This window comes from Streptomyces sp. 12E (assembly GCF_055633275.1).
In genome coordinates this window covers 6,294,776-6,317,837 of the sequence record NZ_JBVNCJ010000001.1, presented here as the reverse complement: position 1 = coordinate 6,317,837, position 23,062 = coordinate 6,294,776, and the positions used below count along the sequence as shown (strand labels likewise).

Genomic DNA, 23,062 nt, shown 5'->3' with positions numbered 1-23,062 from the left:
GGCCCGGCGGGACGGCGGGCGGAGGTCCGGCGTCCTCCGCCCGCCGCCGTTCCGGTTGCCCCGGGGGGCGGTTCGCCCTAGGAGGGCAGTTCCTTCAGCTGGATGTTCCGGAAGGAGACCTGGTCGCCGGCGCCGTGGTTCTGCAGGCCGATGTGGCCGTCGGTCAGGCTCCGCTCGGGGTCCTTGTTGGTGAAGTCGTTGATCTTGACTCCGTTGAGGAACACCTGGAGGCGTTCGCCCTGGACCTTGATCTCGTAGGAGTTCCACTGGCCGGGCGGGCGCAGGACCTGGTCACGGGCCTTGATGTTCGCCGACTTGAACGAGTAGACGGAGCCCGTGGTGCGGTCGGCCGCGTCCGTGGCGTCGATCTGGATCTCGTAGCCCTTGTTCACCGCGGACCAGGGGTCGTCGGAGGCCGGGAAGCCCACGAAGATCCCGGAGTTGTCGTCGCCCCGCATCCTCCAGTCGAGCTTGAGCGAGTACGACTTCAGCTCCTTGGCCTGGTACCAGAGCAGCCCCATGCCGCCCTCGGACTCCAGGGTGCCGTCCTTGACGTTGAACTTTCCGGGGCCGGCCTGCTTCCAGCCGTCGAGGGTCTGGCCGTTGAAGATCTCCCGGTGGCCCTTGTCCGGCCTGCAGTCCGCCTTCACCTGGCCGGTGGCGTACTGCAGGCCGCCGAGCAGGTGGGCGCGGAAGGCCTCGTCGGCGTACGACTCCTTGGTGTGGCCGCCGCCGGTGTAGAAGGAGCGGCCGCCGCCGTAGCTCTGGCACCAGGCGATCGGGTGGTCGCCCTTCATGGTGCCGCCCTGGTAGGTGGTCTCGTCGAGGGTGGCGAGGATCTTGGCCTGCTCGCGCGGGTTGGTGCGGTAGTTGTACCACTCGTCGGTGCGCTCCCAGGTGTCGCCCAGGTGCGTGGTGGACGGGTGGTCGTGGTCGTGGACGCGCACGGTGGCCTTCTGGATGGCCGGGTGCGAGTCGAAGTGGGCGCCGACGAGGCCGCCGTAGAACTCCCAGTCGTACTCGGTGTCGGCGGCGGCGTGGACGCCCATGTAGCCGCCGCCGTTCCTGACGTAGTTCTCGAACGCCTTCTGCTGATCGGCGTCGAGGACGTCACCGGTGGTGGACAGGAAGGCGACCGCGTCGTACTTGGCGAGGTTGGCGGTGGTGAACTGCCGGGCCTCCTCGGTCGCCGTGACCGAGATGCCGGCCGGGGCGCCCAGTTCCTTCAGCGCGGCGACGCCCTCCGGGATGGAGTCGTGCCGGAAGCCGGCGGTCTTGGAGAAGACCAGGACCTTCTTGCCGGCCTTGAACGGCTCCTTGGAGAACTCGAAGTCGTCGATGTCGTACAGCGCGCCCTCGCCGCCCTTGAAGACCAGGTAGATCTCCGTGGTCTTCTTCGGCAGGGACCGCAGCGGCACGTCGACGTCCTGGAACGTCTCCCAGCCGCCGGTCGGCGGGATGTACGCCGAGCCGTGCAGCGTGCCGGTGGGCGAGCCGGTGCGCAGCTCGACGAAGCCGCCGGCACCGCCGGAGGAGGCCCGTACGGTCATCTTCTTCTGCCCGTCGAACTTGTAGGGGCTGAAGGAGATCCAGTCGCCGTCGTGGATGTCGCCGACGGTCTTGCCGCCGTTGGCGCCGGTCTTGTCGATGACCGACACGCCCTGCTGGGCGCCGAAGTGCTCGGCCTGGCGGTGCAGCGGCTGGAGCACGGTGCGGGCGGTGCCGGTCAGCGCCTCCTGGCCGTTCGCCCCGCCGTCGGTGTAACTGGCGCCGACGACGCCGTAGATGTTGGCGTTGGGGTCGTGACCGCCGTCGCCGGGGGGCGGGTTGAGGGTGCCCTCACAGCCCATTTCGCTGGTCAGCTCGTGGGCGTGGGAGTCGTGGCCGAGGCTGTAGGCGACCTTGACCTTGGAGCAGTCGATCGTCTCCTCGGGGTCGGTGACGGTCACCTTGAACGGCACGGGCTCGCCGAAGGCGGCCAGGCTTCCGTTGCCCGGAACGGTGATCTTCACCGTGGGCTCGGTGTTGCCGACCACGATCCGGACGCTGGCGTTTCCGGTGTTGCCCTCGGGGTCCTTCGCGGTGAAGGTCGCGGTGTAGGTGCCGGCCTTCTTGTAGCGGTGGGTGGGGGTGAGGCCCTCGCCCCTGGTGCCGTCGCCGAAGTCCCAGCTGTAGGTGAGGTCCGGGGAGTCGGCGTCCTTGGCGCTGCCGGTGAACCTGACCCTCAGCCCGGCCGCGCCGGACGTCCTGTCCGCGCTGACCTCGGCGATCGGGGAGAAGCCGTCCTCGGCGTTCTCGATCCGGTACAGGGCGGAGTCCTTGTCGCCCTGGAACCAGGACAGACCGTAGTCCAGGACGTAGAGCGCGCCGTCGGGGCCGAACTCCATGTCCATGATCTGGGTGCCGGTCCACGGGAAGTCGTTGATCTTCGCGACCGTGCCGTCTTCGGTCTGCTCGATCCGCTTGATCCAGCGGCGGCCGAATTCGCCGGCGAAGAAGTCGCCGTCGTACGCCTCGGGGAACTTCACCGAGGACTCGAGGTCGGGGTCGTAGCGGTAGACCGGGCCGCCCATCGGGGACTCGGAGCCGCTGCCGAACTCGGGGAGGGAGCCGCCGTCGTAGGGGATCCAGGCGGGCTGCGCGGGCGGCAGGTCGACGAGGCCGGTGTTGTGGCGCGAGGTGTTCTTCGGGGCGGCGCAGTCGAACTTCTCGCCGGAGGCGCCGGTGGCGAAGTCGTAGTCGTTGTAGGCGTCGTTGTCGCCGGTGCAGAACGGCCAGCCGAAGTTGGCGGGCTTGGTGACCTTGGCGAACTCGACCTGTCCCGCCGGGCCCCGGTTCGGGTCGGCGGCGCCGGCGTCGGGGCCGTAGTCGCCCACGTAGATGGTGCCGGTCTTCTTGTCGATGTTCATCCGGAACGGATTGCGGAAGCCCATCGCGTAGATCTCGGGGCGGGTCTTCTCGGTGCCGGGGGCGAAGAGGTTGCCCTCCGGGATCGTGTACGAGCCGTCCTCGGCGACCTTGATGCGGAGGATCTTGCCGCGCAGGTCGTTGGTGTTGCCGGAGCTGCGGCGGGCGTCGAAGGCCGGGTTGCGGTCCGCCCGCTCGTCGATCGGCGTGAAGCCGTCGGAGGAGAACGGGTTGGTGTCGTCGCCGGTGGACAGGTAGAGGTTGCCCTCGGCGTCGAAGGCGATGTCGCCGCCGACGTGGCAGCAGGTGCCGCGGGAGGCCGCGACGTCCAGGACCTTCTTCTCGCTGGCCAGGTCCAGGGTGCCGTTGGGGTTGAGGACGAACCGGGAGAGGCGGTTGACGCCGTCGAACTTCTTGAAGTCCTCGGCGGTGCCGTTCTCCGGGGCGTCGCCCGCGGGGGTGTCGAGCGGCGGGGCGTAGTAGAGGTAGATCGCCCGGTTGTTCTCGAAGTCCGGGTCGATGCCGACGCCCTGCAGGCCCTCCTCGTCGTGGCTGTAGACGTCGAGCTTGCCGGCGACCTTGGTGACGCCGCCCTGGTCGGTGAGGCGCAGCGTGCCGTCGCGCGAGGTGTGCAGGACGCTGCGGTCCGGGAGCACGGCGAGCGACATCGGCTCGCCCGTCTCGGGCTCGCCCTTGGCGAGCGGCACCTGCTGGAACTGCCCCTCGGCGGCTGCCGGTTCGTCGTGCTCCGGGTGGCCGGGGTGGGCGCCGGCGACGGTCGCCGGGGTGCCCACGGCCAGCAGCAGGCCGGTGAACAGGGCGAGACCGGTGCGAAGTCCGGAACGACGCCTCGTGGTGCGGGTGGATGTGAGTCTGCTTCTGTGCACGAAGTCCCTCCGGGAACGGGATGGGGCCGTACGGAACAGCTGCGAAGACGTGCGGTGCGTGCGGGCGCCGGGGTGCGCCGTCACCCCGGAGGCGTGAGTGTCCTGAACACTTCAGGGACGGTAACCGCGTTCCTCCGGGGCGAACACCCCTGGGAGCGGAACCTGTTGAACTTTTTCCCGACACAGGACAAAGCGGGATCCGGGCAGGCCGGGCCGGGGGCCGGCGGATGTGCCGGTCCCCGTCCCCGACCTGCCGTCGGGCGCCCGGGTCAGCTGTTGAACGCGGCGTCGAAGGACGCGCTGGGCGGCTCGAAGTCGAAGGCCTTGAGGCGGGTGAGCGCCTCGGGGGCGCCCTGGAGCCGGTCCATGCCGGCGTCCTCCCACTCGACGGAGACGGGCCCCCGGTAGTCGATGGAGCGCAGCATCCGGAAGACGTCCTCCCAGGGCACGTCCCCGTGGCCGGCGGAGACGAAGTCCCAGCCGCGCCGGGGGTCGCCCCAGGGCAGGTGGGAACCGAGGCGGCCGTTGCGGCCGTCGAGGCGCCTGCGGGCCTCCTTGCAGTCGACGTGGTAGATCCGGTCGCGGAAGTCCCACAGGAAGCCGACCGGGTCGAGGTCCTGCCAGACGAAGTGGGAGGGGTCGAAGTTGAGGCCGAAGGCCGGCCGGCGGCCGACCGCGTCCAGGGCGCGTACGGTCGTCCAGTAGTCGTAGGCGATCTCGCTGGGGTGGACCTCGTGCGCGAACCGCACGCCCTCGGCGTCGAAGACGTCCAGGATCGGGTTCCACCGCTCGGCGAAGTCCTCGTAGCCGCGCTCGATCATCGACTCGGGGGCGGGCGGGAACATGGCGACCAGGTGCCAGATGGCGGAACCGGTGAAGCCGATGACGGTGTCGACGCCGAGGAGGGCCGCGGCGCGCGCGGTGTCCTTGATCTCGGCGGCGGCCCGCTGCCGTACGCCCTCGGCCTCGCCGTCGCCCCAGATGCGGGCGGGCAGGATCGCCCGGTGGCGTTCGTCGATGATGGCGTCGCACACCGCCTGCCCCACCAGGTGGTTGGAGACGGCCCAGCACTTCAGCCCGTACTTCTCCAGGAGCTGGTGGCGGCCGGCGACGTAGGACGGGTCGGCGAGCGCCTTTTCCACCTCGAAGTGGTCGCCCCAGCAAGCGAGTTCGAGTCCGTCGTAGCCGAAGTCGCGGGCGAGTCGGCAGACCTCCTCCAGGGGCAGGTCCGCCCACTGGCCGGTGAACAGCGTGAAGTCGCGAGGCATCTGTGTCCGTCCTCCTCAGGCGGCGATCGGTGTGTAGACGGAGTTCTTCTCGGCGCTCTCCTCCACCGCCGCCAGGACGCGCTGCACCTGGAGCCCGTCGGCGAAGGAGGGGTCGGGGCCGCGGCCCTCGGCGACCGCGTGGACCAGGTCGCGGGCCTGGTGCACGAAGGTGTGCTCGTAGCCGAGGCCGTGGCCCGGCGGCCACCAGCCCTCGAGGTAGGGGTGGTCGGATTCGGTGACGAGGATGCGGCGGAAGCCGGCGTGCGCGCCGGGCTCGGTGCCGTCGTGGTACGACAGCTCGTTGAGCCGTTCCAGGTCGAAGGCGAGCGAGCCGCGCTCGCCGTTGAGTTCGATGCGCAGGGCGTTCTTGCGTCCGGTGGCGTACCGGGTGGCCTCGAAGGAGGCGAGGGCGCCGGAGGCGAAGCGGCCGGTGAACAGGGCGGCGTCGTCGACGGTGACCTGGCCGGTGCCGGCGGCGGAGACGGCGGCCAGACCGGCGCTGGGGGCGGTGGGCAGCGGACGCTCCCGTACGAACGTCTCGGTGAGCGCGGAGACGCCCGTCAGCCGCTCGCCGGCCAGGTACTGCGCCAGGTCGACGATGTGCGCGCCGAGGTCGCCGAGCGAACCGGAGCCAGCCTGCTCGCGGCGCAGCCGCCAGGTCAGCGGGAACTGCGGGTCCACCAGCCAGTCCTGCAGGTACACGACCCGTACGTGCCGCAGCGTGCCGATCCGGCCCTCGGCCACCATCCGCCGGGCCAGCGCGGTCGCGGGAACGCGGCGGTAGTTGAAGCCGACCATCGCCAACTGGCCCCGGGCCTGGGCCTCCTCGGCGGCGCGGGCCATCGCCTCGGCCTCCGCGACGGTGTTGGCGAGGGGTTTCTCGCACAGCACGTGCTTGCCCGCGGCGAGTGCGGCGAGCGCGATCTCGGCGTGGCTGTCGCCGGGGGTGCAGATGTCGACGAGGTCGACGTCGTCCCGTTGGACGAGGGCGCGCCAGTCGGTCTCGGTCTCCGCCCAGCCGTGCCGGTCGGCCGCCGCGCGCACGGCGTCGGCGTCCCGGCCGCAGATCACGGCCATCTCGGGGCTCAGCGGCAGGTCGAAGACGCGGCCCGCGGTGCGCCAGCCCTGGGAGTGGGCGGCGCCCATGAAGGCGTAACCGACCATGCCGATGCGCAGCGGTGGCTTCCCCGCCCGATCCCCGTCGGACGCTTGCGGCTGTGCCATTCGGATGTCCTCCTCGTCGTCGTGGCGGGCGGGGGTGGGCCCCGCCCGGGGGCTGGTCAGGCCCGTGGAGCGGGGCTCCTCACTTGAAGCCGGTGGGCATGTACTGGTCCACGTTCTCCTTGTCGACGACGGCCGAGTAGCAGGTCAACGACGAGGGGATCTCGAACTCCGCGAGACCGCCGACGCCCTTGCCCTGGCCGAGGGCGCGGGCCAGGTCGATCGCGGAGGCGGCCATCGTCGGCGGGTACAGGACGGTGGCCTTCAAAACGCCCCTGTCGGCCTTGATGGCCTCGAAGGCGGCGAGCGCGCCCGCGCCGCCCACCATCAGGAACTCGTCGCGCCCGGCCTGCTCGATGGCGCGCAGCGCGCCCACGCCCTGGTCGTCGTCGTGGTTCCACAGCGCGTCGATCCGCGACTGCGCCTGGAGCAGCTGGGACATCTTGGCCTGGCCGGACTCGACGGTGAACTCGGCGGCCTGGCGGGCCACCTTCTTGATGTTGGGGTAGTTCTTGAGAGCGTCGTCGAAGCCCTGGGTGCGCTGCTTGGTCAGCTCCAGGTTGTCCAGGCCGGCCAGCTCGACGACCTTGGCGTCCGCCTTGCCCTTGAGCTTCTCGCCGATGTAGTGGCCGGCGTTGAGGCCCATGCCGTAGTTGTCGCCGCCGACCCAGCAGCGGTACGCCTGCGGGGTGTTGAAGATCCGGTCGAGGTTGACGACCGGGATGCCGGCGCGCATCGCCTTCAGTCCGACCTGGGTGAGCGCCTTGCCGTCGGCGGGCAGGATCACCAGGACGTCGACCTTCTTGTTGATGAGGGTCTCGATCTGGCCGATCTGCTGGGCGGTGTCGTTGGAGCCCTCGGTGATCTCCAGGGTGACGTCGGAGTACTTCTCCGCCCGCTTCTTGGCGTTGTCGTTGATGGCGTTGAGCCAGCCGTGGTCGGCCTGCGGTCCGGCGAAGCCGATGGTGACCGGCTTGCCGGGCTTGTCGTCGGCGGCGGGCTGGTCGTTCGCGGCCGGCTCGTCGTCGCTGGACTCGTTGCTGGTGCAGCCGGTGACGAGGGCGCCGGCGGACACGGCGGCCGCTCCGAAGAGCAGCCCTCTGCGGCTGGTGAACTCTGGCATGGCGGTGAACCCCTTCTTCAGGTCGTGCTCGCGGTACGGCGCTGGACCAGCACGGCGGCGACGATGATCGCGCCCTTGGCGATCTGCTGGACGTCGCTCTGCAGGTTGTTCAGGGCGAAGATGTTGGTGATCGTGGTGAAGATCAGGACGCCGAGGACGGAGCCGACGATGGTGCCGCGGCCTCCGGTGAGCAGGGTGCCGCCGATGATCGCGGCGGCGATGGCGTCGAGTTCGTAGAGGTTGCCGTTGGTGTTCTGGCCGGAGCCGGCCAGCACGATCAGCAGGAAGGCGGCGATGCCGCAGCACAGCCCGGACAGCAGGTACAGGTAGAGCCGCTGGCGGCGTACGTCGATGCCGGCGAGCCGGGCGGCCTCCGCGTTGCCGCCGACGGCGACGGTGCGGCGGCCGAAGGTGGTCCGGTTGAGGACCAGCCAGCCGATGACGGTGACCGCCGCGAACACGAGGACCAGCGGCGGGACGCCGAGCACGTAGGAGTCGCGTTCGCCGAGGTCGAGGACGCCGTCGACGGTGACGATCTGCGTCCGGCCGTCGGTGATCTGCAGGGCGAGGCCGCGGGCCGAGGCGAGCATGGCGAGGGTGGCGATGAACGGGACCATTCCGCCGTACGCGATGAGCACCCCGTTGACCAGCCCGCATCCGAGTCCCACGAGGACGGCGGTGAAGAGGATGCCGCCGAAGCCGTACTCCTGGGTGGCGACCGTGGTGGCCCACACCGAGGCGAGGGCGACGATCGCGCCGACCGACAGGTCGATGCCGCCGGAGATGATGACGAAGGTCATGCCGACCGTGACGACGCCGATGACGGAGGCCTGGGTGAGGACGAGCTGGAGGTTGCGGGTGTCCAGGAACTCGTCCGGTTTGGTGATGCCGCCGATGAGGACCAGTACGGCGAGCACGCCGAGCAGCGACAGCGTGCGGACGTCGGCGCGGAACAACACGGCGCGCCAGGCGGGTGTTTCGCCGGCCGACGGCGCCTTGGGGGCGCTGTCCCGCGGCGGGGAGACGGGCTGCGTCATGACGCCGGGCTTCCTTCCATGACGAGGTCGAGTACACGGTGTTCGTCGAGTTCGCGGGCGGGCGCCGTGTGGACGACGCTGCCCTCGCGCAGCACCAGGACGCGGTCGGCGAGGCCGAGCACCTCGGGCACCTCGCTGGAGACCAGCAGCACGGCGAGGCCCTCGTCCGCCAGTCGGCGGACGACCGCGTAGAGCTCGGCGCGGGCGCCGACGTCGACGCCCCGGGTGGGTTCGTCGAGCAGCAGCACCCGGCAGCCGCGCAGCAGCCAGCGGGCGAGCACGGCCTTCTGCTGGTTGCCGCCGGACAGGGTGCGCACGGGCACGTTCGGGTTGTCGGGCCGCAGGGAGAGTTCGCGGACCGCCGCGCGCGCCGCCCCCAGTTCGGCGCCGCGGTCGATCCAGCCGGCCCTGGCGAAGCGGGACATGGAGGAGACCGACACGTTGCGGGTGACGGACTCCAGCATCAGCAGGGCCTGCGCCTTGCGTTCCTCGGGGGCGAGCCCGAGTCCGGCGCGCACGGCGGCCCGTACGCTCCCCGGCTTCAGGGGGCGTCCGTCGACGAGGACCCGGCCGGTGTCGGGCTTGCGGGCGCCGTAGACCGTCTCCAGGATCTCGGAGCGTCCCGAGCCGACGAGCCCGGCGAGCCCGACGATCTCCCCGGGGCGCACCTGGAGGTCGAGCGGGGCGAACTCGCCCTCGCGGGACAGCCCTTCGACGGTGAGCACCGGTTCGCCCCGCGGGGCGGCGACGGGCCGCTCCGGGAAGACGTACTCCACGTTGCGTCCGGTCATCAGCGCGACGACCTCGCGGGTCGGCGTCGACTTCGCGGGCAGCCCGCCGGCGACGGCGCGGCCGTCCTTCAGCACGGTCACCCGGTCGCCGATGCGGCGGATCTCCTCCAGGCGGTGCGAGATGTAGACGACGGCGACCCCGTCGGCGGTGAGGTCGCCGACGATGCGGAAGAGGTTGTCGACCTCGTCCGGGTCGAGGGCGGCGGACGGCTCGTCCATCACGATGAGCCGTACGTCGTGGGAGAGCGCCCGTGCCATGGACACGATCTGCTGCTGCGCCGCCGGGAGTTCGCCGACCAGCCGGGCGGGGTCGATCTCGGGGTGGCCGAGCCGCTTCAGCAGCCGGGCCGTCGACGCCCTGGCCGCTTTCGGGCGGACGACGAAGCCGGCCGTGGTCGGCTCATGGCCCAGGTGGACGTTCTCGGCGACCGACAGGTGTTCCACCAGGTCGAGTTCCTGGTAGATGGTGGCGATGCCGAGGCGCATGGCGGCGATCGGCGAACGCAGGGTGACGTCCTCGCCGCGCCAGCGGATGGCGCCGGTGTCGGGCTGGTGGGCGCCGGCCAGCACTTTGATCAGGGTGGACTTCCCGGCGCCGTTCTGGCCGAGCAGGCAGTGCACCTCGCCGGCCTGGACGTCGAGGTCGACGCCGTCCAGGGCCCGGACTCCGGGGAACGACTTGGTGATGCCGGACATGCTGAGCAGCGGTGATTCTGGTGCCATGCGGATTCCCCTCGGCGGGCGTACGGGCCGGTGTCAGGGCGATCCCCTCGCGGGGCAGGCGTTTTCGGGCAGGACGGGGCAAGGCGGTGGCGGTGCCTGGTACGGGTGGGCTGTTCCGGTGCGGAGGGCGTGCGTGGAGGCCGGTGCGGTGGAGCGGGTGCCGTGGCGCGGATGCGGTGGGGCCGGAAACAGGTGCGACGAAGGTGCGGTGAGGCTGTTTACGCGGGTGAGAACAGGTGGTCGCTGATGAGCCGGGCCGCGCCGATGACTCCGGCGGTGGGTCCCAGCTCCCCCAGCACGATCGGCAGGTTGCCGGTGGCCAGGGGCAGCGAGCCGCGGTAGACCTGGGTGCGGATCGCGGCGAGCAGGGTGTGGCCGAGGCCGGTCACCCCGCCGCCGATCACCACCAGGCCGGGGTTGAAGAAGCTGACCAGGCCGGCGATGACCTGGCCGGTGCGGTTGCCGCCCTCGCGGATCAGATCGAGGGCGGTGGCGTCACCGGCCGCGGCCGCGGCGGCGACGTCGACGGCGCTGAGCGCGCCGTTCGCCTCCAGCCGGGCGGCGAGTTCGGCGGAGAGCCGCTGTTCGGCGGCCTCCATGGCGTCCCGGGCGAGGGCCGCGCCGGAGAAGTGGGCCTCCAGGCAGCCCCGGTTGCCGCAGGCGCACGGACGGCCGTCGGGCACGGCCTGGATGTGCCCGATGTCGCCCGCGCTGCCCGTCGTACCGCGGTAGACCTCACCGCCGACGACGATGCCGCAGCCGATGCCGGTGCCGATCTTGACGCAGAGGAAGTCGGCGACGGTGCGGGCGACGCCCGCGTGCTGCTCCCCCATCGCCATCAGGTTCACGTCGTTGTCGACCATGACCGGGCAGCCGAGGTCCTGGCTGAGCGCCTCCCGCACGGGGAAGCCGTCCCAGCCCGGCATGATCGGCGGAGCCACCGGGATGCCCTCGGGGAAGCGGACCGGGCCCGGGACGCCGATGCCGGCGCCGTCGAACCCCTCCGCGAGCCCCGAGGCCCTCAACTTCGCGGCCATGGCGAGCACGTGCTCGAAGACCGCGACCGGCCCCTCGCGTACGTCCATGGGCTGGTTGATGTGCCCGAGGATCTCCAGCTCGGCGTTGGTGACGGCGACGTCGACCGAGGTCGCGCCGATGTCGACGCCGAGGAACCGAAGGTGCGGGTTGAGCCGGATGTTGTGGGAGCGCCGGCCGCCGCGCGAGGCGGCGAGTCCGTCGGCCACGACGAGCTCCGTCTCCAGCAGCCGGTCCACCTCCACGGCCAGTTTCGACCGGGAGAGGTCGACCTGGTCGCCCAGCTGGGCACGGGAGTTGGGTCCGCCGTCGCGCAGCAGCCTGAGCAGTCGGGCCTGGTGGGCGTTGGCGGGTCGCGCTGTCATACGTCTCACGGACCCCTCCCCGACTCGACCGGCCTGTGCGCGCCGGCTCCGGCCACGTGTGTGGCGTGCTTTCGGATGGGAAAGTAGCAGCGCCTGCCGGAGGTGGGAAGAAGTCGCGCAGGAATTGCCCCCTACTTTTTCCACTCACAGGACAAAGAGGTCCGTGAGGGTACCGGGAGGCAGCTCGCAAAGGGGCTGAAAAGGCGCTCACGGATCGCCCGGGAATCGACGCGCGCGTGGCCGGCCGGGGCTGGAGGACGCGGGTGGTGATGGGTTCGAGCAGCGCCTCGTGGACCCGGCCATGCGGCGGTCCGGGCCGTTCGAGCCTGGGCCCCCCCCCGGGGCAGTCCGGTCGACGGCATCGCCGTCCCCTCCGCGGCGGCGCCGTGCGCCCCCGCGGACGCCGGTGCGCCACCACCGCCCGTGGTGATCGTCCTCCGTCCACGGACCACGGCGCGCGCCTGCCGGGGCGCCGGGCCGGCCCGGGTTCAGGGGCAGCGCACGACCTGCCCCGCGTACGACAGGTTCCCGCCGAAGCCGAAGAGCAGCACCGGGTCGCCGGTCGACACCTCGCCCCGTTCGACGAGCTTGGAGAAGGCGAGCGGGATGCTGGCGGCCGAGGTGTTGCCGGACTCGGTGACGTCGCGGGCCACGACGGCGTTGACGGCGCCGAGCCGGCGGGCGAGGGGTTCGATGATCCGCAGGTTGGCCTGGTGCAGGACGACCCCGGCGAGGTCCTCGGGCGCCAGCCCCGCCTTCTCGCAGGCCTGGCGGGCGACGACCGGCAGTCGGGTGGCGGCCCAGCGGTAGACGCTCTGGCCCTCCTGCGCGAACCGCGGCGGCGTCCCCTCGATCCGCACCGCGTGCCCCATCTCGGGCACCGAGCCCCACAGCACCGGCCCGATCCCCGCCTCCCCGCCCGGCGCGCAGGCCTCCACCACGGCGGCGCCCGCCCCGTCGCCGACGAGCACGCAGGTGGTGCGGTCGGTCCAGTCGGTCACGTCGGTCATCTTGTCGGCGCCGACGACCAGCACCCGGCTCGCGCCGCCGGCCCGCACGGCGTGGTCGGCGGTGGCGAGGGCGTGGGTGAATCCGGCGCACACCACGTTGAGGTCCATGACCGCGGGTCCGGGCATGCCGAGGCGGGCCGCGACCCGGGCGGCCATGTTGGGCGAGCGGTCGATGGCGGTGGAGGTGGCGACCAGGACCAGGTCGATCTCGGCGGGTGTCCGGCCGGCCGCCGCCAGCGCCTTGGCGGCGGCGTGCGCGGCCAGCTCGTCGACCGGCTCCTCGGGGCCGGCGACGTGGCGGGTGCGGATGCCCACCCGGCTCGTGATCCACTCGTCGCTGGTGTCGACCATGCCCGCCAGGTCCTCGTTGGTGAGCACCCGGGCGGGCTGGTAGTGGCCGACGGCGACGATGCGCGAGCCGATCATGGATGGGTCCCCCTCGGTGGGTCGGGTGCGGGATGCACCAGTCTGATCAGTGACTCACCGGTACGAAGGCAGGTGAAGCGACAGGAAACGGGGGCGCGGCTTGTCGGCTTCCGTCAGGCCCCGGGCGGCTCGGCGCCGCCCGGGAGCCGCGGTCGCCCGGTGAACAACCGGGTCGCCTTCCGCACGAGCCCGTACAGCCCGTGGGCGAGCGGCGCCCCACCCACGGCCGGGCGAAGGCGATCGGCCCGCGGCGGCCGGGGTCAGGCGGACTCCGGCCGCCGTCGCCGGTCATCGGCGCCTCCTTCGGCGCCCCGTGACCGGGGACGTGGTGACGGGGGCGGACGGGCCGGCGGCTCCGGCCCGGCGGTGCGACGGGGGACTCGTGATTCCCCCCATTCCTCCCACCGCAGGAACGGCGGGGGCCGTTGAGAAGGCGGTCGAGCAGACGGCCACCGGTACCGCGCAAAGCCTCGCCGGGGGCCTCCTCCCTACCGCGGACACCGACTCGCCGGCGGAGATCCGGCGGTTTCCGCGGCGGAGTGCGGCATGCGGGCGGCGGGTACCCGGGACGGGCCGGGGCAGTCGGGACAACGACCGTGCGCGCGTACCGCGGCGTGGGATGCGGCCTCGCACTCCGTGTGCAGGACAATGGGACCGTGAAGGTCACCTCGCCGCACGACGATCCGGTGACCCTCGGCGACCTGTGCGTCGAGGGGCGCTTCGGCCATCAGCACGTACGGGACCGGGACTGAGCGGGAACGGGTGGGAACATGGGACGAGTCACGGAACGACGCAAGGTGCTCCGCATCCGCGACGGGGCGGTCTCCAGCCGCCCCGACACGCTCGTCGCCGAGGAACCCCTGGAGATCAGGCTGAACGGCAGGCCCCTCGCCGTCACCATGCGCACACCGGGCGACGACTTCGCGCTGGCGGCCGGTTTCCTGGTGAGCGAGGGAGTGCTCGCGACCGCCTCCGACCTGCAGAACATCGTCTACTGCGCGGGGGCTACGGCCGACGGTTCCAACACCTACAACGTGGTGGACGTGAAGACCTCCCCCGGCGTGGTGATCCCGGACCTCACGCTGGAACGCAACGTCTACACCACGTCCTCCTGCGGTCTGTGCGGCAAGGCCAGCCTGGACGCGGTGCGCACCACGGCCCGCCACCCCATCGCGGACGCTCCCGCGCTGCGCGTGGAGCCGGAGCTGCTGGCGGGCCTGCCCGACCGGCTGCGCGCGGCCCAGCGGGTCTTCGACCGCACGGGCGGCCTGCACGCGGCGGCCCTGTTCGACGAGGGCGGCGAGCTGCTCGACGTGCGGGAGGACGTGGGCCGGCACAACGCGGTCGACAAGCTGGTCGGCCGTGCCCTGCAGAGCGGAGCCCTGCCGCTGTCCCGGACGATCCTGCTGGTCTCCGGCCGGGCCTCCTTCGAGCTGGCGCAGAAGGCGGTCATGGCCGGCATCCCGATGCTGGCGGCGGTCTCCGCGCCGTCCTCGCTGGCCGTGGACCTGGCGGCGGAGACGGGCCTGACCCTGGTGGGCTTCCTGCGCGGCGGTTCCATGAACGTGTACGCGGGTGAGGAGCGCATCGCCCTGCGGGCCGCGGCCGCCCGGGGCTGACCGGTCCCCTTCCCGCACGGCGCCGGGGAGCGCCCCCCGCGCCGCGGGGCCCGCCTCGGTCCCGTACGGCGCCGCGCCCTCACGTCTCCCGCCCGGACGGCTGATCAGTTGCCACCGAAGAACGACGATCAGTAGGTTCGGGGCGTCGAACATCGAACGGCACGCTGTTCCGGTGTGTCAGGGGGCAGGGGGCTCGCGGATGCGTACGCGGTTTCGGGACTCGGGTCGCTCGGCCCGGTCTTTCCGTACGGGGGCGGACGGGTCCGGTGGTCCCTCGCGGTGCGCCGCGGTGCGCGCCGCCGCGCCCCGCCGCGCCGCCGCGGGCCTGCTCGCCCTCGCCGTCGTGTTCGTGGTGGCCGCGGGGGCCGGGTGCGATGTCGTCGGAGGCTCGGGCTCGGGTCCGTCCGCGTCCTCCGAGGACGGCGAGGCGCCCCGCCGGGACGAGCGCAAGGCGACGAACCCGCCCCCGGGGCTGCCCGCGGCTTTCACCGCCGGCCAGCGGCTCGACTGGTCGGCCTGCCCGGCACCGTCCGGGGCACAGGGGGACGGTGACGCCCCGGGCGACGGCTGGGAGTGCGCCACGATGAAGGCGCCGCTGGACTACGGGCGGCCCGTCCGCGACACGATCGACGTCGCCATGATCCGGAAGAGGGCCACCGGACCGGAGCGGAAGCGGATCGGATCGCTCCTCCTCAACTTCGGCGGCCCCGGCCAGTCCGGCGTCGTGGGGCTCCCCGAGTTCGCGAGCGACTACGCCGCGCTGGGCGAGCAGTACGACCTGGTCAGTTTCGATCCGCGAGGCGTCGGCGGGACGGCCCCCGTGATCTGCGGAGAGAGGGAGTACGAGGGCGGTGCCGCCTGCGGGAAGCACTCCGGTGAGCTGCTGCCGTACGTCGGCACCTCCCACACGGCGCGCGACATGGACCTGATGCGCTATCTCCTCGGTGACGAGGAGCTGCACTACTTCGGCGTCTCCTACGGCACCAGGCTGGGCGGCGTCTACGCCCACCTGTTCCCGGGAAACGTGGGCCGGCTCGTGCTCGAAGCCCCGGTCGACCCGACGCTGGACCGCCTGCAGGGCGAGCTCAGCCAGGTCAAGGCCGTCCAGCTCGCCTTCGACCGCTTCGCCGAGCACTGCGCGAAGGCCTACGACGACTGCCCCACCGGCAACGGTCCCGAGCAGGCCGGACAACGCGTCACCGAGCTGCTGGACGAGCTCGAGGAGAAACCCGCGCCCACCGACGGCGACGGGGAACTCGACGGCAGTCTCGCCGCCCATGCCATCGCGAACCACCTGGACAGCGGCGAGGAAGGCTGGAGGCCGCTGGCGAAGGCGCTCCGCGAGGTCATGGGGCGGGGCACCGGCAACGCGTTGCTGGGGGAGGCGTACGACCACGGCCCGGACACCCAGGCACGCGGCGCCCGGGCCGGCGCCGGAGCCCGCGGCGGGACCTCGGGCGGCAACGGCACGTCCGCCTTCGCAGCGATCACCTGCGCCGACTCCGACCTGCGCCCCGACTTCACCGAAGCCGAGGCGATGACGAAGCGGTTCGAGACGGCCTCCCCCGTCTTCGGCGAGACCTGGGCCACCGGCGTCCACCTCTGCTACGAGTGGCCGTTCGGCGGCGAGAGCGCCACCCCCGACGTCAGCGCGGACGGTGCCGCCCCGATCCTCGTCGTCGCCAACACCGGCGACCCGACGACGCCGTACGAGGGCGCCGAGCGGATGGCGGCCGAGCTGGGCGAGGGGGTCGGCGTGCTGCTGACGGTGCGGGACGAGGGTCACGGGTCGTACCCCTTCAACCGCTGCGCGACCGAGGCCGTCGACACGTACCTCCTTCACGGTACGACCCCCCGGGCCGGCACGGCGTGCCCGGCGCCGGGCGGCGCACCGACGTAGGCAGCGCGTTCCCGGTGACGCGGGACGAGCGGACGTACGTCCTGTCCACCATGGCGGCGGGTGCCGGGGTGCTGACCACGGTGGCGTCGTACCAGGCCTGCTCCCCGACCGGACCGTGGCACGGACCGGCGCGGGAGTTCACCCCGGTCCCGCCCCGGGGCGGGACCGCCGCCCACGGCCCGCGGACGCACCCGGAGCCGAGCGACGACGGGCGGCTGGTGCGCGGCTACGACGTGAACCGGCTCAAGAGGCCCGAAGCGGCCGGGATGCTCAGCCGGAACGTGTCCCTGTACCGGCCTCGGTCCGTGAGCGTCCGGCTCGGTCCGGGACGGTGCTCTCCTCGGCGTCCGTCTCGGCCGGGTCGTGCGAGCGCCGCTTGGCGATCACCGCGCACACCATCAGCTGCATCTGGTGGAACAGCATCAGCGGCAGCACCGCCAGCGAGGCCTGCGCCCCGAACAGCACGCTCGCCATGGGCAGCCCGGCGGCCAGCGACTTCTTCGAACCGGCGAACTGGATCGCGATCCGGTCCTCCCGGCCGAACCGCAGCGCCTTGGCGCCGTACCAGGTCAACAGCAGCATCACGGCGAGCAGGACGGCCTCGACGGCGAGCAGCCCGCCGAGCCGGGCCGGGCCCACCTGGTGCCAGACGCCCCGCACCATGCCCTCGCTGAACGCGGTGTAGACGACGAGCAGGATCGAGCCGCGGTCGACCAGCCCCAGCACCTTGCGGTGGCGGGAGACGAAGGAGCCGATCCAGCGGCGCAGCAGCTGCCCGGCGACGAACGGCACCAGCAGCTGGAGCACGATCCGCACCACCGACCCGGCGGAGAACCCGCCCCCGCTGTCACCCAGCAGCCCCGCCGCGAGCAGCGGGGTGACGACGATGCCGACCAGTGAGGAGAAGGACCCGGCGCAGATCGCGGCGGGCACGTTGCCGCGGGCGATCGAGGTGAACGCGATCGACGACTGGATGGTGGAGGGGACCAGGGTGAGGAAGAGCAGGCCCTGGTGGAGCGGGTCGGTCAGGAGGACCGGGACGAGTCCGCGGGCGGCCAGGCCCAGCACCGGGAAGACGACGAAGGTACAGGCCAGCACGGTGACGTGGAGCCGCCAGTGCTTCAGCCCGTCCAGGGCCTCGCGGGTGGAGAGCCGGGCGCCGTAGAGGAAGAACAGGAAGGCGATCGCGGTCGTGGAGGCGCCGGAGGCGATGTCGGCGCCGGTCCCCCGGGCGGGCAGCAGCGCGGCGAGGCCCACCGTCCCGAGCAGCAGCAGGATGTACGGGTCGATCGGCGGCCGACTCGGCCGGCGCAGGCATTTCACGGTGCTCCACTTGCTCGGGTGTTCGGTGCTCAGGGGGTACGGGCGCCCCTCCCCATCCTGCTCCCTCCCGCCCTTGACCAGGAATCCGGTGCACCGCCACGAGGACCACGCGCCAAGGAGATCCTGGTGGCCTCCGGCGGCAAGAGCGTCCCGCCGGAGGTGCTGGAGGAGCGGGTGCGGGCCATCCGCCGGTCAGCCGGTGCGTCGTCGTCGGCAACGACCGCCCGTGCGTCGCCGCGCCGGTCACCCTGGACCAGGAGGCCGTCGAACACTGGCTGGCGATGCGCGGCAGACCGCGGACGTCACCGGCCGAGCCGGTGCGCGACGCGGACCCGGAGACGGAGGTGCGGCGGGCCGTGGTCGCGGCGGACACCCTGGTCCCGCAGGCCGGGTCGATCCGCACGTTCGCATCCTGGCGCAGCCGTTCACCGAGGAGCACGGGCTGCTCACGCCGTCGCTCAAGCCGAAGCGGCGAGCGATCGAAGAAGCGTACGAGAACGGGGTCGAGGCGCTCCACCGGGCATGAATTTCCCGGTCAGGAATGCATCCCCGGCCGTGATCGTTGACGATGTGGGTAATACCTGTAGTACCTGACCACAACCGAAGGATCGAGAGCTCGTGAGCAAGGTCCCCCCGATCATCCTGAACAACGGCGTCGAGATGCCCCAGCTGGGCTTCGGCGTCTGGCAGGTTCCGGACGCGGAGGCCGAGACGGCCGTGACGACGGCGCTGGAGGCCGGCTACCGCAGCATCGACACCGCGGCGATCTACGGCAACGAGGAGGGCACCGGACGGGCCCTCGCGAAGTCGGGCGTCCCGCGCGAGGAGCTCTTCGTCACCACCAAGCTCTGGAACAGCGACCAGGGGTACGACTCCACCCTGCGGGCGTTCGACGCGTCCCTGTCGAAGCTCGGCCTCGAGTACGTGGACCTCTACCTGATCCACTGGCCGACGCCGGCCCGGGACCGGTACGTCGACACGTACAAGGCGTTCGAGAAGCTGCTCGGCGACGGCCGGGTCCGCGCCATCGGCGTGTCCAACTTCCTGCCGGAGCACCTGGACCGCCTGACCGCCGAGACGTCCGTCGTCCCCGCGGTCAACCAGATCGAGCTGCACCCGCACCTGCAGCAGCGCGCCGCGCGCGAGTACCACGCGGAGCGGGGCATCGCGACCGAGGCGTGGTCGCCGCTCGGTTCCGGCAAGGGGATCCTGGAGATCCCGGCGATCGTGGCGATCGCGCGGAAGCACGGACGCACGCCGGCGCAGGTGGTGCTGCGCTGGCACCTCCAGCTGGGCAACGTCGTCATCCCGAAGTCGGTGACGCCGTCCCGGATCGAGGAGAACATCGACGTCTTCGGGTTCAGCCTGGACGCGGAGGACCTCGCCGCGATCAGCGCACTGAACGAGGACCGGCGCATCGGGCCGGACCCGGCGGAGCTCAACGACTGACCTCGCGCACCCGACGGCCTCCCCCTCGGCCGGGGGAGGCCGTCGTGCGTCCGCGGGACGGTGTTCAGCTGGGCTGCCCGACGGGCCGTACGACGACGGTGTTGACGTCGACACCGGCCGGCTGCGCCATGGCCCACACGACGGAGTCGGCGATCTGGTCGGCGGTGAGCAGACGGCCGGGCGGGAGGCTGCCGTGGGAGTCCCAGAACGGCGTCTCCGTCCGGCCGGGCGCGATCAGGGTCACGCCCACGCCCCACTCGGTGACCTGCCGCCGGGTGTTCTCGGCGAGCCCCGTCACCGCCCACTTGGTGGCCCCGTAGAGGTTCCCGGGCCCGTGCACGAACCCGGCGACGCTGCCGACCAGCACGATCCGCCCGCGGGTCTCCTTCAGGGCGTCGACGGAGGCCCTGATCAGCAGGGCGGGACCCAGGACGTTGGTCAGCACCATCTCGGTCCATCCGGCGGGGTCCCCTTCGGCCACCGTGTCGTGGGTTGCGAAACCGGCGTTGGCGACGACGGTGTCCAGGCGGCCGAACCGCGTCAGCACGGTGTCCACCGCCGCTCGTACGTCGTCGTACTCTGCCGCGTTCCCGGTGATCGTCAACAGGTCCTCGGGCTCCCCGAGTTCCTTCGCGAAACCGCGCAGCCGCTCCTCGCCCCGCCCGGTGACGGCCACTCGCTGCCCCGCGTCCAGCAGTTGCCGGGCGACGGCGGCGCCGATGCCACTGCCGCCGCCGGTGATGAGCGTGACCGGAGAGTCGGTCATGGAAACCCCCTGGGTGTCGTCGTGTGCCGGGGAGTCCATCACTTGGAGAGCTCTCCAAGTCAAGCCGTCACACCGGCCGCACCGCCGCGTGGACCGTGTGGGCCGCCAGGACGAACACGTCCGGGCGGTGGTGGACGCTCGCCTTGTCGTCGGGGTCGAGGAGGCGGTCGAGGGTGGCGCGGTCGCCGGCGTCCAGGTCCTCGCCGACGACCTCGCGGGTGCGGGTGAGGGCGGTGACCACATGGGCGCGGGTACGGTCCGCGACCGGAGCGGGGAGGTCGAGGAGGAAGGTGCGTGAGCGGGCGTGGTGCAGGCCCGCCGAGGTGAGCAGGGCCGGCCAGTCCTCGACGACGGCCACCGAGCCCGGCAGCTCGGCCCGCATCCGGCCGAACCGCTCCTCCTCCACCACGTTGATGCGCGCCTGGAGACCGGGCCGGCCGAACCCGATGTCGCGGGGCAGGAACCGGGCGGGCAGTCCGCCCTCCATCACGGCCAGCGTGCCGCCGGGCGCCAGCCGCGCCGCGCAGGCGGCCAGCGCGGCGGCCTGGTCCCCCAGGTGGTGCACGCTGCGGCTGGCCCACAGCAGGTCGGCCGGATAGTCCAGCTCGCCGAGCACGTCGGGCAGTTCGCCGGCGAGGGTGTCGAAGCGGTCGCCGACGCCCTGGCGCCCGGCCCGGTCCCCGGCCCGCTCCAGCAGCGGCTGGGAACCGTCGACGGCCACGATCCGCGCGCCCGGGAAGATCTCGGCGAACAGGCACGAGATGACGCCGGGGCCACTGCCCGCGTCCACGATCAGCCCCGGTTCCGTCACCTCCTTCGCCAGCCAGTTCAGGGCCCGCTCGTAGAGCGGTGTGAACAGCTCCGCCTCGGATTCGAGCAGGGGGGCCAGCTCGGCCCAGTCGTGGTCGTGGTCGTGCTTGTGGTCGTGGTCGTGGTCGTGCGCCATGGTGTTCAGCCTCTCCGCTCGGATGCCGTCAGGGTGCGACGACGCACCGGGAGGGAGCAACCGTTGTTGCCGCTTCCGCAAAGGGATGCCGTGCGGAGAGGCGCGGCGGTCCGCCGGGGCAGGACCCGGCGGGTCCTGCCCCGGCGGACCGGTGGTCAGCCCGTCACGACAGCGGCGGGTACGCGTTCCTCATCAGCTCCTGGAACTGGGCGGAGAACCAGTGCCCGGAGATCGGGGCGTCCGCCAGCGCGCCCGACATGTTGTTGTCGTTGCGCGGGTTGCCGGTGTACGTCGGGTCGCACATCCGGTCGAAGCCCTTGCCCTCGTCGTTGTTGATGACCTTGCTCGCCCCGTCGGACTCGCCCGGGGGCTTCATCCACACGTAGGCGTCGATCCCGGGCTCAGGGGAGGCCTGCGGACGCTCACCGAGTCCGGCTCCCGACTGGTTGCACCAGTTGCCCGTGTTGAACCGGCGGTCGTAGCGGCCGCCGTCGACGTAGGTGTCCACGCTGGTCGTGGCGCCGGGCCCGGTGGGCCGGTTCGCACCGCCCCAGCCGTTGCGGGAGGTGTCGATCAGCATGCCGATGTTCGAGTCGAAGCCGATCGAGACCAGCTGGTTGCGCAGCGCCTGGGCGTACGACAGCTCGTCGACGTAGCGGTTCCAGCTGACCCACTTCGACTCGCGCACCGACTTGCCGGCCACGTTGTCGCCGATGGAGAAGTGGTCCTCCTTCAGCGCGCTGTAGTTGGCCGTGTTGGCGATGAAGCCGTGCACGTCGGCGACGGTCGCGCCCTCGGCGGTCGCGGCCTGCTTGAACATGTCGGCGGAGGCGCCGAAGTTGTCGTCCCAGCCCAGCCAGCCGTGGTGGCCGGCGTCCACGTAGTTGTAGACGTTGGGCACGTCGCCCAGCTTGTTCAGGGCGTAGCCGACGCCCTTGACGTAGTTGCCGTTGGCCTTCATCACGTCGCAGTTGGGCGTGGCGGTGGGCCGCGGGGAGACGTTGGTGACCAGGTTCGGCAGGGAGTCGATCTCGACCGTGGTGACGATCCGCAGGTCGGCGTACTTCGAGTCGGCGAGGATGGCCTTGATCGGGTCGATGTACTGCGTCTTGTACTTGTCGATCTCCGTCGGGCCGAGCTCGCCGTTGGAGGCGAGGGCGGCGCAGTCACGGCCGGGCAGGTTGTAGATGACCAGCTGGATGACGAGCTCGCCGGAACCCTTCTGCCGCAAGGCCTCGTCGAGGTGGTCGCGCAGGCCCATCTTGCCGTTGGCGCCGTTGATGGCGGCGGTGCGGTCCAGCCAGACACCGGTGGGCTGGTTCGCGATGCGGCTGCCGCCCGGCTCGGCGGCGGCGTTCGCGGACCACTCGGGGTTCACGTACACCTTGGCGCCGTCGTAGGGGTTGTTCACCCGGCCGGTCGGGTCCGGCGGCGGGTCGGTGGGGCCGCCGCCGGAGTCGACGTTGCAGGTCACCCCGTCGAGGGTGAAGGTGGCGGGGACGGCGTTGCTGCCGCTGTAGGTGCCCTGGAAGCCGAAGGAGGTCGAGCCCCCGGTGGCGAGGGTGCCGTTGTAGGACTCGTTGGCGGCGGTGACGTTGGCTCCGGACTGGCTCACCTTGGCGTTCCAGCCGCTGGCGATCCTCTGGTTGCCGGCGTAGGACCACTTCAGCGACCACGACGACTTGGCGGCGCTGTTGTTGGTGATCGTCACGGACGCGGTGAAGCCGGAGCCCCAGTCGTTCTGCACCTTGTAGTCCACGGTGCAGGGGACGGCGGCAGCCGCGCCGGCGGCGCCGGGGACGGCGGCGATCGCCGTCCCGGTGGCGCCGGCGACCAGCGCCATGGCGGCGAGAAGCGCGGTTCTGGTGCGACTCATCGTGCGGGTTTCCTATCCGTAGGGGGCTGTCCTTCTCGAGCGCGCGCGGACGATCGCGCGGCCTGGTGCCTTACGGGTGGGAGTGCCGTCCGGGCCCGGTCCGAACAGGCCTGTGACGCCGGCCGGGGATTCCGGGCAGCACGGACGGCAGGTGGATCCCACGGAACGAGCGACCCCGCGTCAGGTGCTCCACACGTGCACGGGGATGGCTAAAAGTACTGAACGCGGGGGGTGGCGCATGAGCGACTCCTTGCAGCTCGGACACGCCGGGACGGACGCGTCGACTGGTGGAACCGCTCCCACTGGTGCACATGAAGCTAGCGCCAAGTGACGGCAAAGAACAGGGGGCCGTCGACTTTCCCCCCAGCTCGATCCGTCGAATATTTTCGA

15 protein-coding genes and 3 pseudogenes are annotated in these 23,062 nt (G+C 71.8%); 5 read left to right on the top strand and 13 right to left on the bottom strand.

The window, feature by feature from the left end:
* Positions 1-77: 77 nt before the first annotated feature.
* The 9 genes and pseudogenes from ACZ8ZB_RS29010 to ACZ8ZB_RS28970 all read right to left on the bottom strand — a co-directional run.
* The gene (locus ACZ8ZB_RS29010) at positions 78-3,794 is read right to left on the bottom strand and encodes a ThuA domain-containing protein (RefSeq protein WP_470740573.1); all 3,717 of its coding nucleotides are present in this window, start codon (positions 3,792-3,794) and stop codon (positions 78-80) included.
* Between the two features lie 269 nt (positions 3,795-4,063).
* Positions 4,064-5,062, bottom strand: a complete 999-nt coding sequence (locus ACZ8ZB_RS29005; protein ID WP_470740572.1) for a sugar phosphate isomerase/epimerase family protein — start codon at positions 5,060-5,062, stop codon at positions 4,064-4,066.
* 15 nt (positions 5,063-5,077) lie between these two features.
* Complete coding sequence (locus ACZ8ZB_RS29000) at positions 5,078-6,286, bottom strand: Gfo/Idh/MocA family protein (protein WP_470740571.1); 1,209 nt, start codon at positions 6,284-6,286, stop codon at positions 5,078-5,080.
* A gap of 79 nt (positions 6,287-6,365) precedes the next feature.
* A complete protein-coding gene (locus ACZ8ZB_RS28995; protein WP_470740570.1) occupies positions 6,366-7,406 on the bottom strand; it encodes a substrate-binding domain-containing protein in 1,041 nt (346 codons plus the stop codon).
* A gap of 17 nt (positions 7,407-7,423) precedes the next feature.
* A complete protein-coding gene (locus tag ACZ8ZB_RS28990) occupies positions 7,424-8,443 on the bottom strand; it encodes an ABC transporter permease (RefSeq protein WP_470740569.1) in 1,020 nt (339 codons plus the stop codon).
* A complete protein-coding gene (locus ACZ8ZB_RS28985; protein ID WP_470740568.1) occupies positions 8,440-9,957 on the bottom strand; it encodes a sugar ABC transporter ATP-binding protein in 1,518 nt (505 codons plus the stop codon). The genes ACZ8ZB_RS28990 and ACZ8ZB_RS28985 overlap by 4 nt, the downstream gene beginning before the upstream one ends.
* Before the next feature lie 218 nt (positions 9,958-10,175).
* A complete protein-coding gene (locus ACZ8ZB_RS28980; RefSeq protein WP_470740567.1) occupies positions 10,176-11,357 on the bottom strand; it encodes an ROK family protein in 1,182 nt (393 codons plus the stop codon).
* Positions 11,358-11,845: 488 nt separating this feature from the next.
* The gene (locus ACZ8ZB_RS28975) at positions 11,846-12,793 is read right to left on the bottom strand and encodes a beta-ketoacyl-ACP synthase III (RefSeq protein WP_470740566.1); all 948 of its coding nucleotides are present in this window, start codon (positions 12,791-12,793) and stop codon (positions 11,846-11,848) included.
* Between the two features lie 155 nt (positions 12,794-12,948).
* Positions 12,949-13,085, bottom strand: a pseudogene (locus ACZ8ZB_RS28970) (MFS transporter small subunit); the annotation flags it as partial.
* 242 nt (positions 13,086-13,327) lie between these two features.
* Between ACZ8ZB_RS28970 and ACZ8ZB_RS28965 the strand changes: the two are divergent.
* The 3 genes and pseudogenes from ACZ8ZB_RS28965 to ACZ8ZB_RS28955 all read left to right on the top strand — a co-directional run.
* A pseudogene (locus ACZ8ZB_RS28965) lies at positions 13,328-13,545 on the top strand (2Fe-2S iron-sulfur cluster-binding protein); the annotation flags it as partial.
* Between the two features lie 18 nt (positions 13,546-13,563).
* Positions 13,564-14,412, top strand: coding sequence for a formate dehydrogenase accessory sulfurtransferase FdhD (gene fdhD, locus ACZ8ZB_RS28960; protein WP_470740565.1), 849 nt, complete (start codon positions 13,564-13,566; stop codon positions 14,410-14,412).
* A gap of 199 nt (positions 14,413-14,611) precedes the next feature.
* On the top strand, positions 14,612-16,312 hold the full coding sequence (locus ACZ8ZB_RS28955) for an alpha/beta hydrolase (RefSeq protein ID WP_470740564.1): 1,701 nt from the start codon (positions 14,612-14,614) through the stop codon (positions 16,310-16,312).
* Positions 16,313-16,582: 270 nt separating this feature from the next.
* Here the strand turns inward: ACZ8ZB_RS28955 and ACZ8ZB_RS28950 are convergent, their stop codons facing one another.
* A complete protein-coding gene (locus ACZ8ZB_RS28950; protein WP_470740563.1) occupies positions 16,583-17,635 on the bottom strand; it encodes a bile acid:sodium symporter family protein in 1,053 nt (350 codons plus the stop codon).
* 108 nt (positions 17,636-17,743) lie between these two features.
* Here ACZ8ZB_RS28950 and ACZ8ZB_RS28945 point away from each other — a divergent pair.
* Both ACZ8ZB_RS28945 and ACZ8ZB_RS28940 read left to right on the top strand, forming a co-directional pair.
* Positions 17,744-18,161 (top strand): annotated as a pseudogene (locus tag ACZ8ZB_RS28945) (long-chain fatty acid--CoA ligase); the annotation flags it as partial.
* A gap of 134 nt (positions 18,162-18,295) precedes the next feature.
* On the top strand, positions 18,296-19,084 hold the full coding sequence (locus tag ACZ8ZB_RS28940; RefSeq protein WP_470741605.1) for an aldo/keto reductase: 789 nt from the start codon (positions 18,296-18,298) through the stop codon (positions 19,082-19,084).
* 64 nt (positions 19,085-19,148) lie between these two features.
* Here ACZ8ZB_RS28940 and ACZ8ZB_RS28935 read toward each other — a convergent pair whose 3' ends face one another.
* The 3 genes from ACZ8ZB_RS28935 to ACZ8ZB_RS28925 all read right to left on the bottom strand — a co-directional run bounded on the left by ACZ8ZB_RS28935 (position 19,149) and on the right by ACZ8ZB_RS28925 (position 22,672).
* Positions 19,149-19,850 (bottom strand): SDR family oxidoreductase, encoded by a 702-nt coding sequence (locus ACZ8ZB_RS28935; protein WP_470740562.1) that lies wholly within the window; start codon positions 19,848-19,850, stop codon positions 19,149-19,151.
* A gap of 67 nt (positions 19,851-19,917) precedes the next feature.
* A complete protein-coding gene (locus ACZ8ZB_RS28930) occupies positions 19,918-20,796 on the bottom strand; it encodes a class I SAM-dependent methyltransferase (protein WP_470740561.1) in 879 nt (292 codons plus the stop codon).
* A gap of 163 nt (positions 20,797-20,959) precedes the next feature.
* Entirely contained in the window at positions 20,960-22,672 is a 1,713-nt protein-coding gene (locus tag ACZ8ZB_RS28925) for a glycoside hydrolase family 6 protein (RefSeq protein ID WP_470740560.1), read from the bottom strand.
* Positions 22,673-23,062 lie beyond the last annotated feature (390 nt).

Bases quoted from the DNA above. Each gene is read 5' to 3' on its own strand.
- ACZ8ZB_RS28940 (WP_470741605.1), top strand. From the start codon at position 18,296: ATGCCCCAGCTGGGCTTCGGCGTCTGGCAGGTTCCGGACGCGGAGGCC.
- ACZ8ZB_RS28935 (WP_470740562.1), bottom strand. From the start codon at position 19,850: ATGACCGACTCTCCGGTCACGCTCATCACCGGCGGCGGCAGTGGCATC.
- ACZ8ZB_RS28930 (WP_470740561.1), bottom strand. From the start codon at position 20,796: ATGGCGCACGACCACGACCACGACCACAAGCACGACCACGACCACGAC.
- ACZ8ZB_RS28995 (WP_470740570.1), bottom strand. From the start codon at position 7,406: ATGCCAGAGTTCACCAGCCGCAGAGGGCTGCTCTTCGGAGCGGCCGCC.
- ACZ8ZB_RS28990 (WP_470740569.1), bottom strand. From the start codon at position 8,443: ATGACGCAGCCCGTCTCCCCGCCGCGGGACAGCGCCCCCAAGGCGCCG.
- ACZ8ZB_RS28980 (WP_470740567.1), bottom strand. From the start codon at position 11,357: ATGACAGCGCGACCCGCCAACGCCCACCAGGCCCGACTGCTCAGGCTG.
- ACZ8ZB_RS28985 (WP_470740568.1), bottom strand. From the start codon at position 9,957: ATGGCACCAGAATCACCGCTGCTCAGCATGTCCGGCATCACCAAGTCG.
- ACZ8ZB_RS28975 (WP_470740566.1), bottom strand. From the start codon at position 12,793: ATGATCGGCTCGCGCATCGTCGCCGTCGGCCACTACCAGCCCGCCCGG.
- ACZ8ZB_RS29005 (WP_470740572.1), bottom strand. From the start codon at position 5,062: ATGCCTCGCGACTTCACGCTGTTCACCGGCCAGTGGGCGGACCTGCCC.
- fdhD (WP_470740565.1), top strand. From the start codon at position 13,564: ATGGGACGAGTCACGGAACGACGCAAGGTGCTCCGCATCCGCGACGGG.
- ACZ8ZB_RS28955 (WP_470740564.1), top strand. From the start codon at position 14,612: ATGCGTACGCGGTTTCGGGACTCGGGTCGCTCGGCCCGGTCTTTCCGT.
- ACZ8ZB_RS28925 (WP_470740560.1), bottom strand. From the start codon at position 22,672: ATGAGTCGCACCAGAACCGCGCTTCTCGCCGCCATGGCGCTGGTCGCC.
- ACZ8ZB_RS29000 (WP_470740571.1), bottom strand. From the start codon at position 6,286: ATGGCACAGCCGCAAGCGTCCGACGGGGATCGGGCGGGGAAGCCACCG.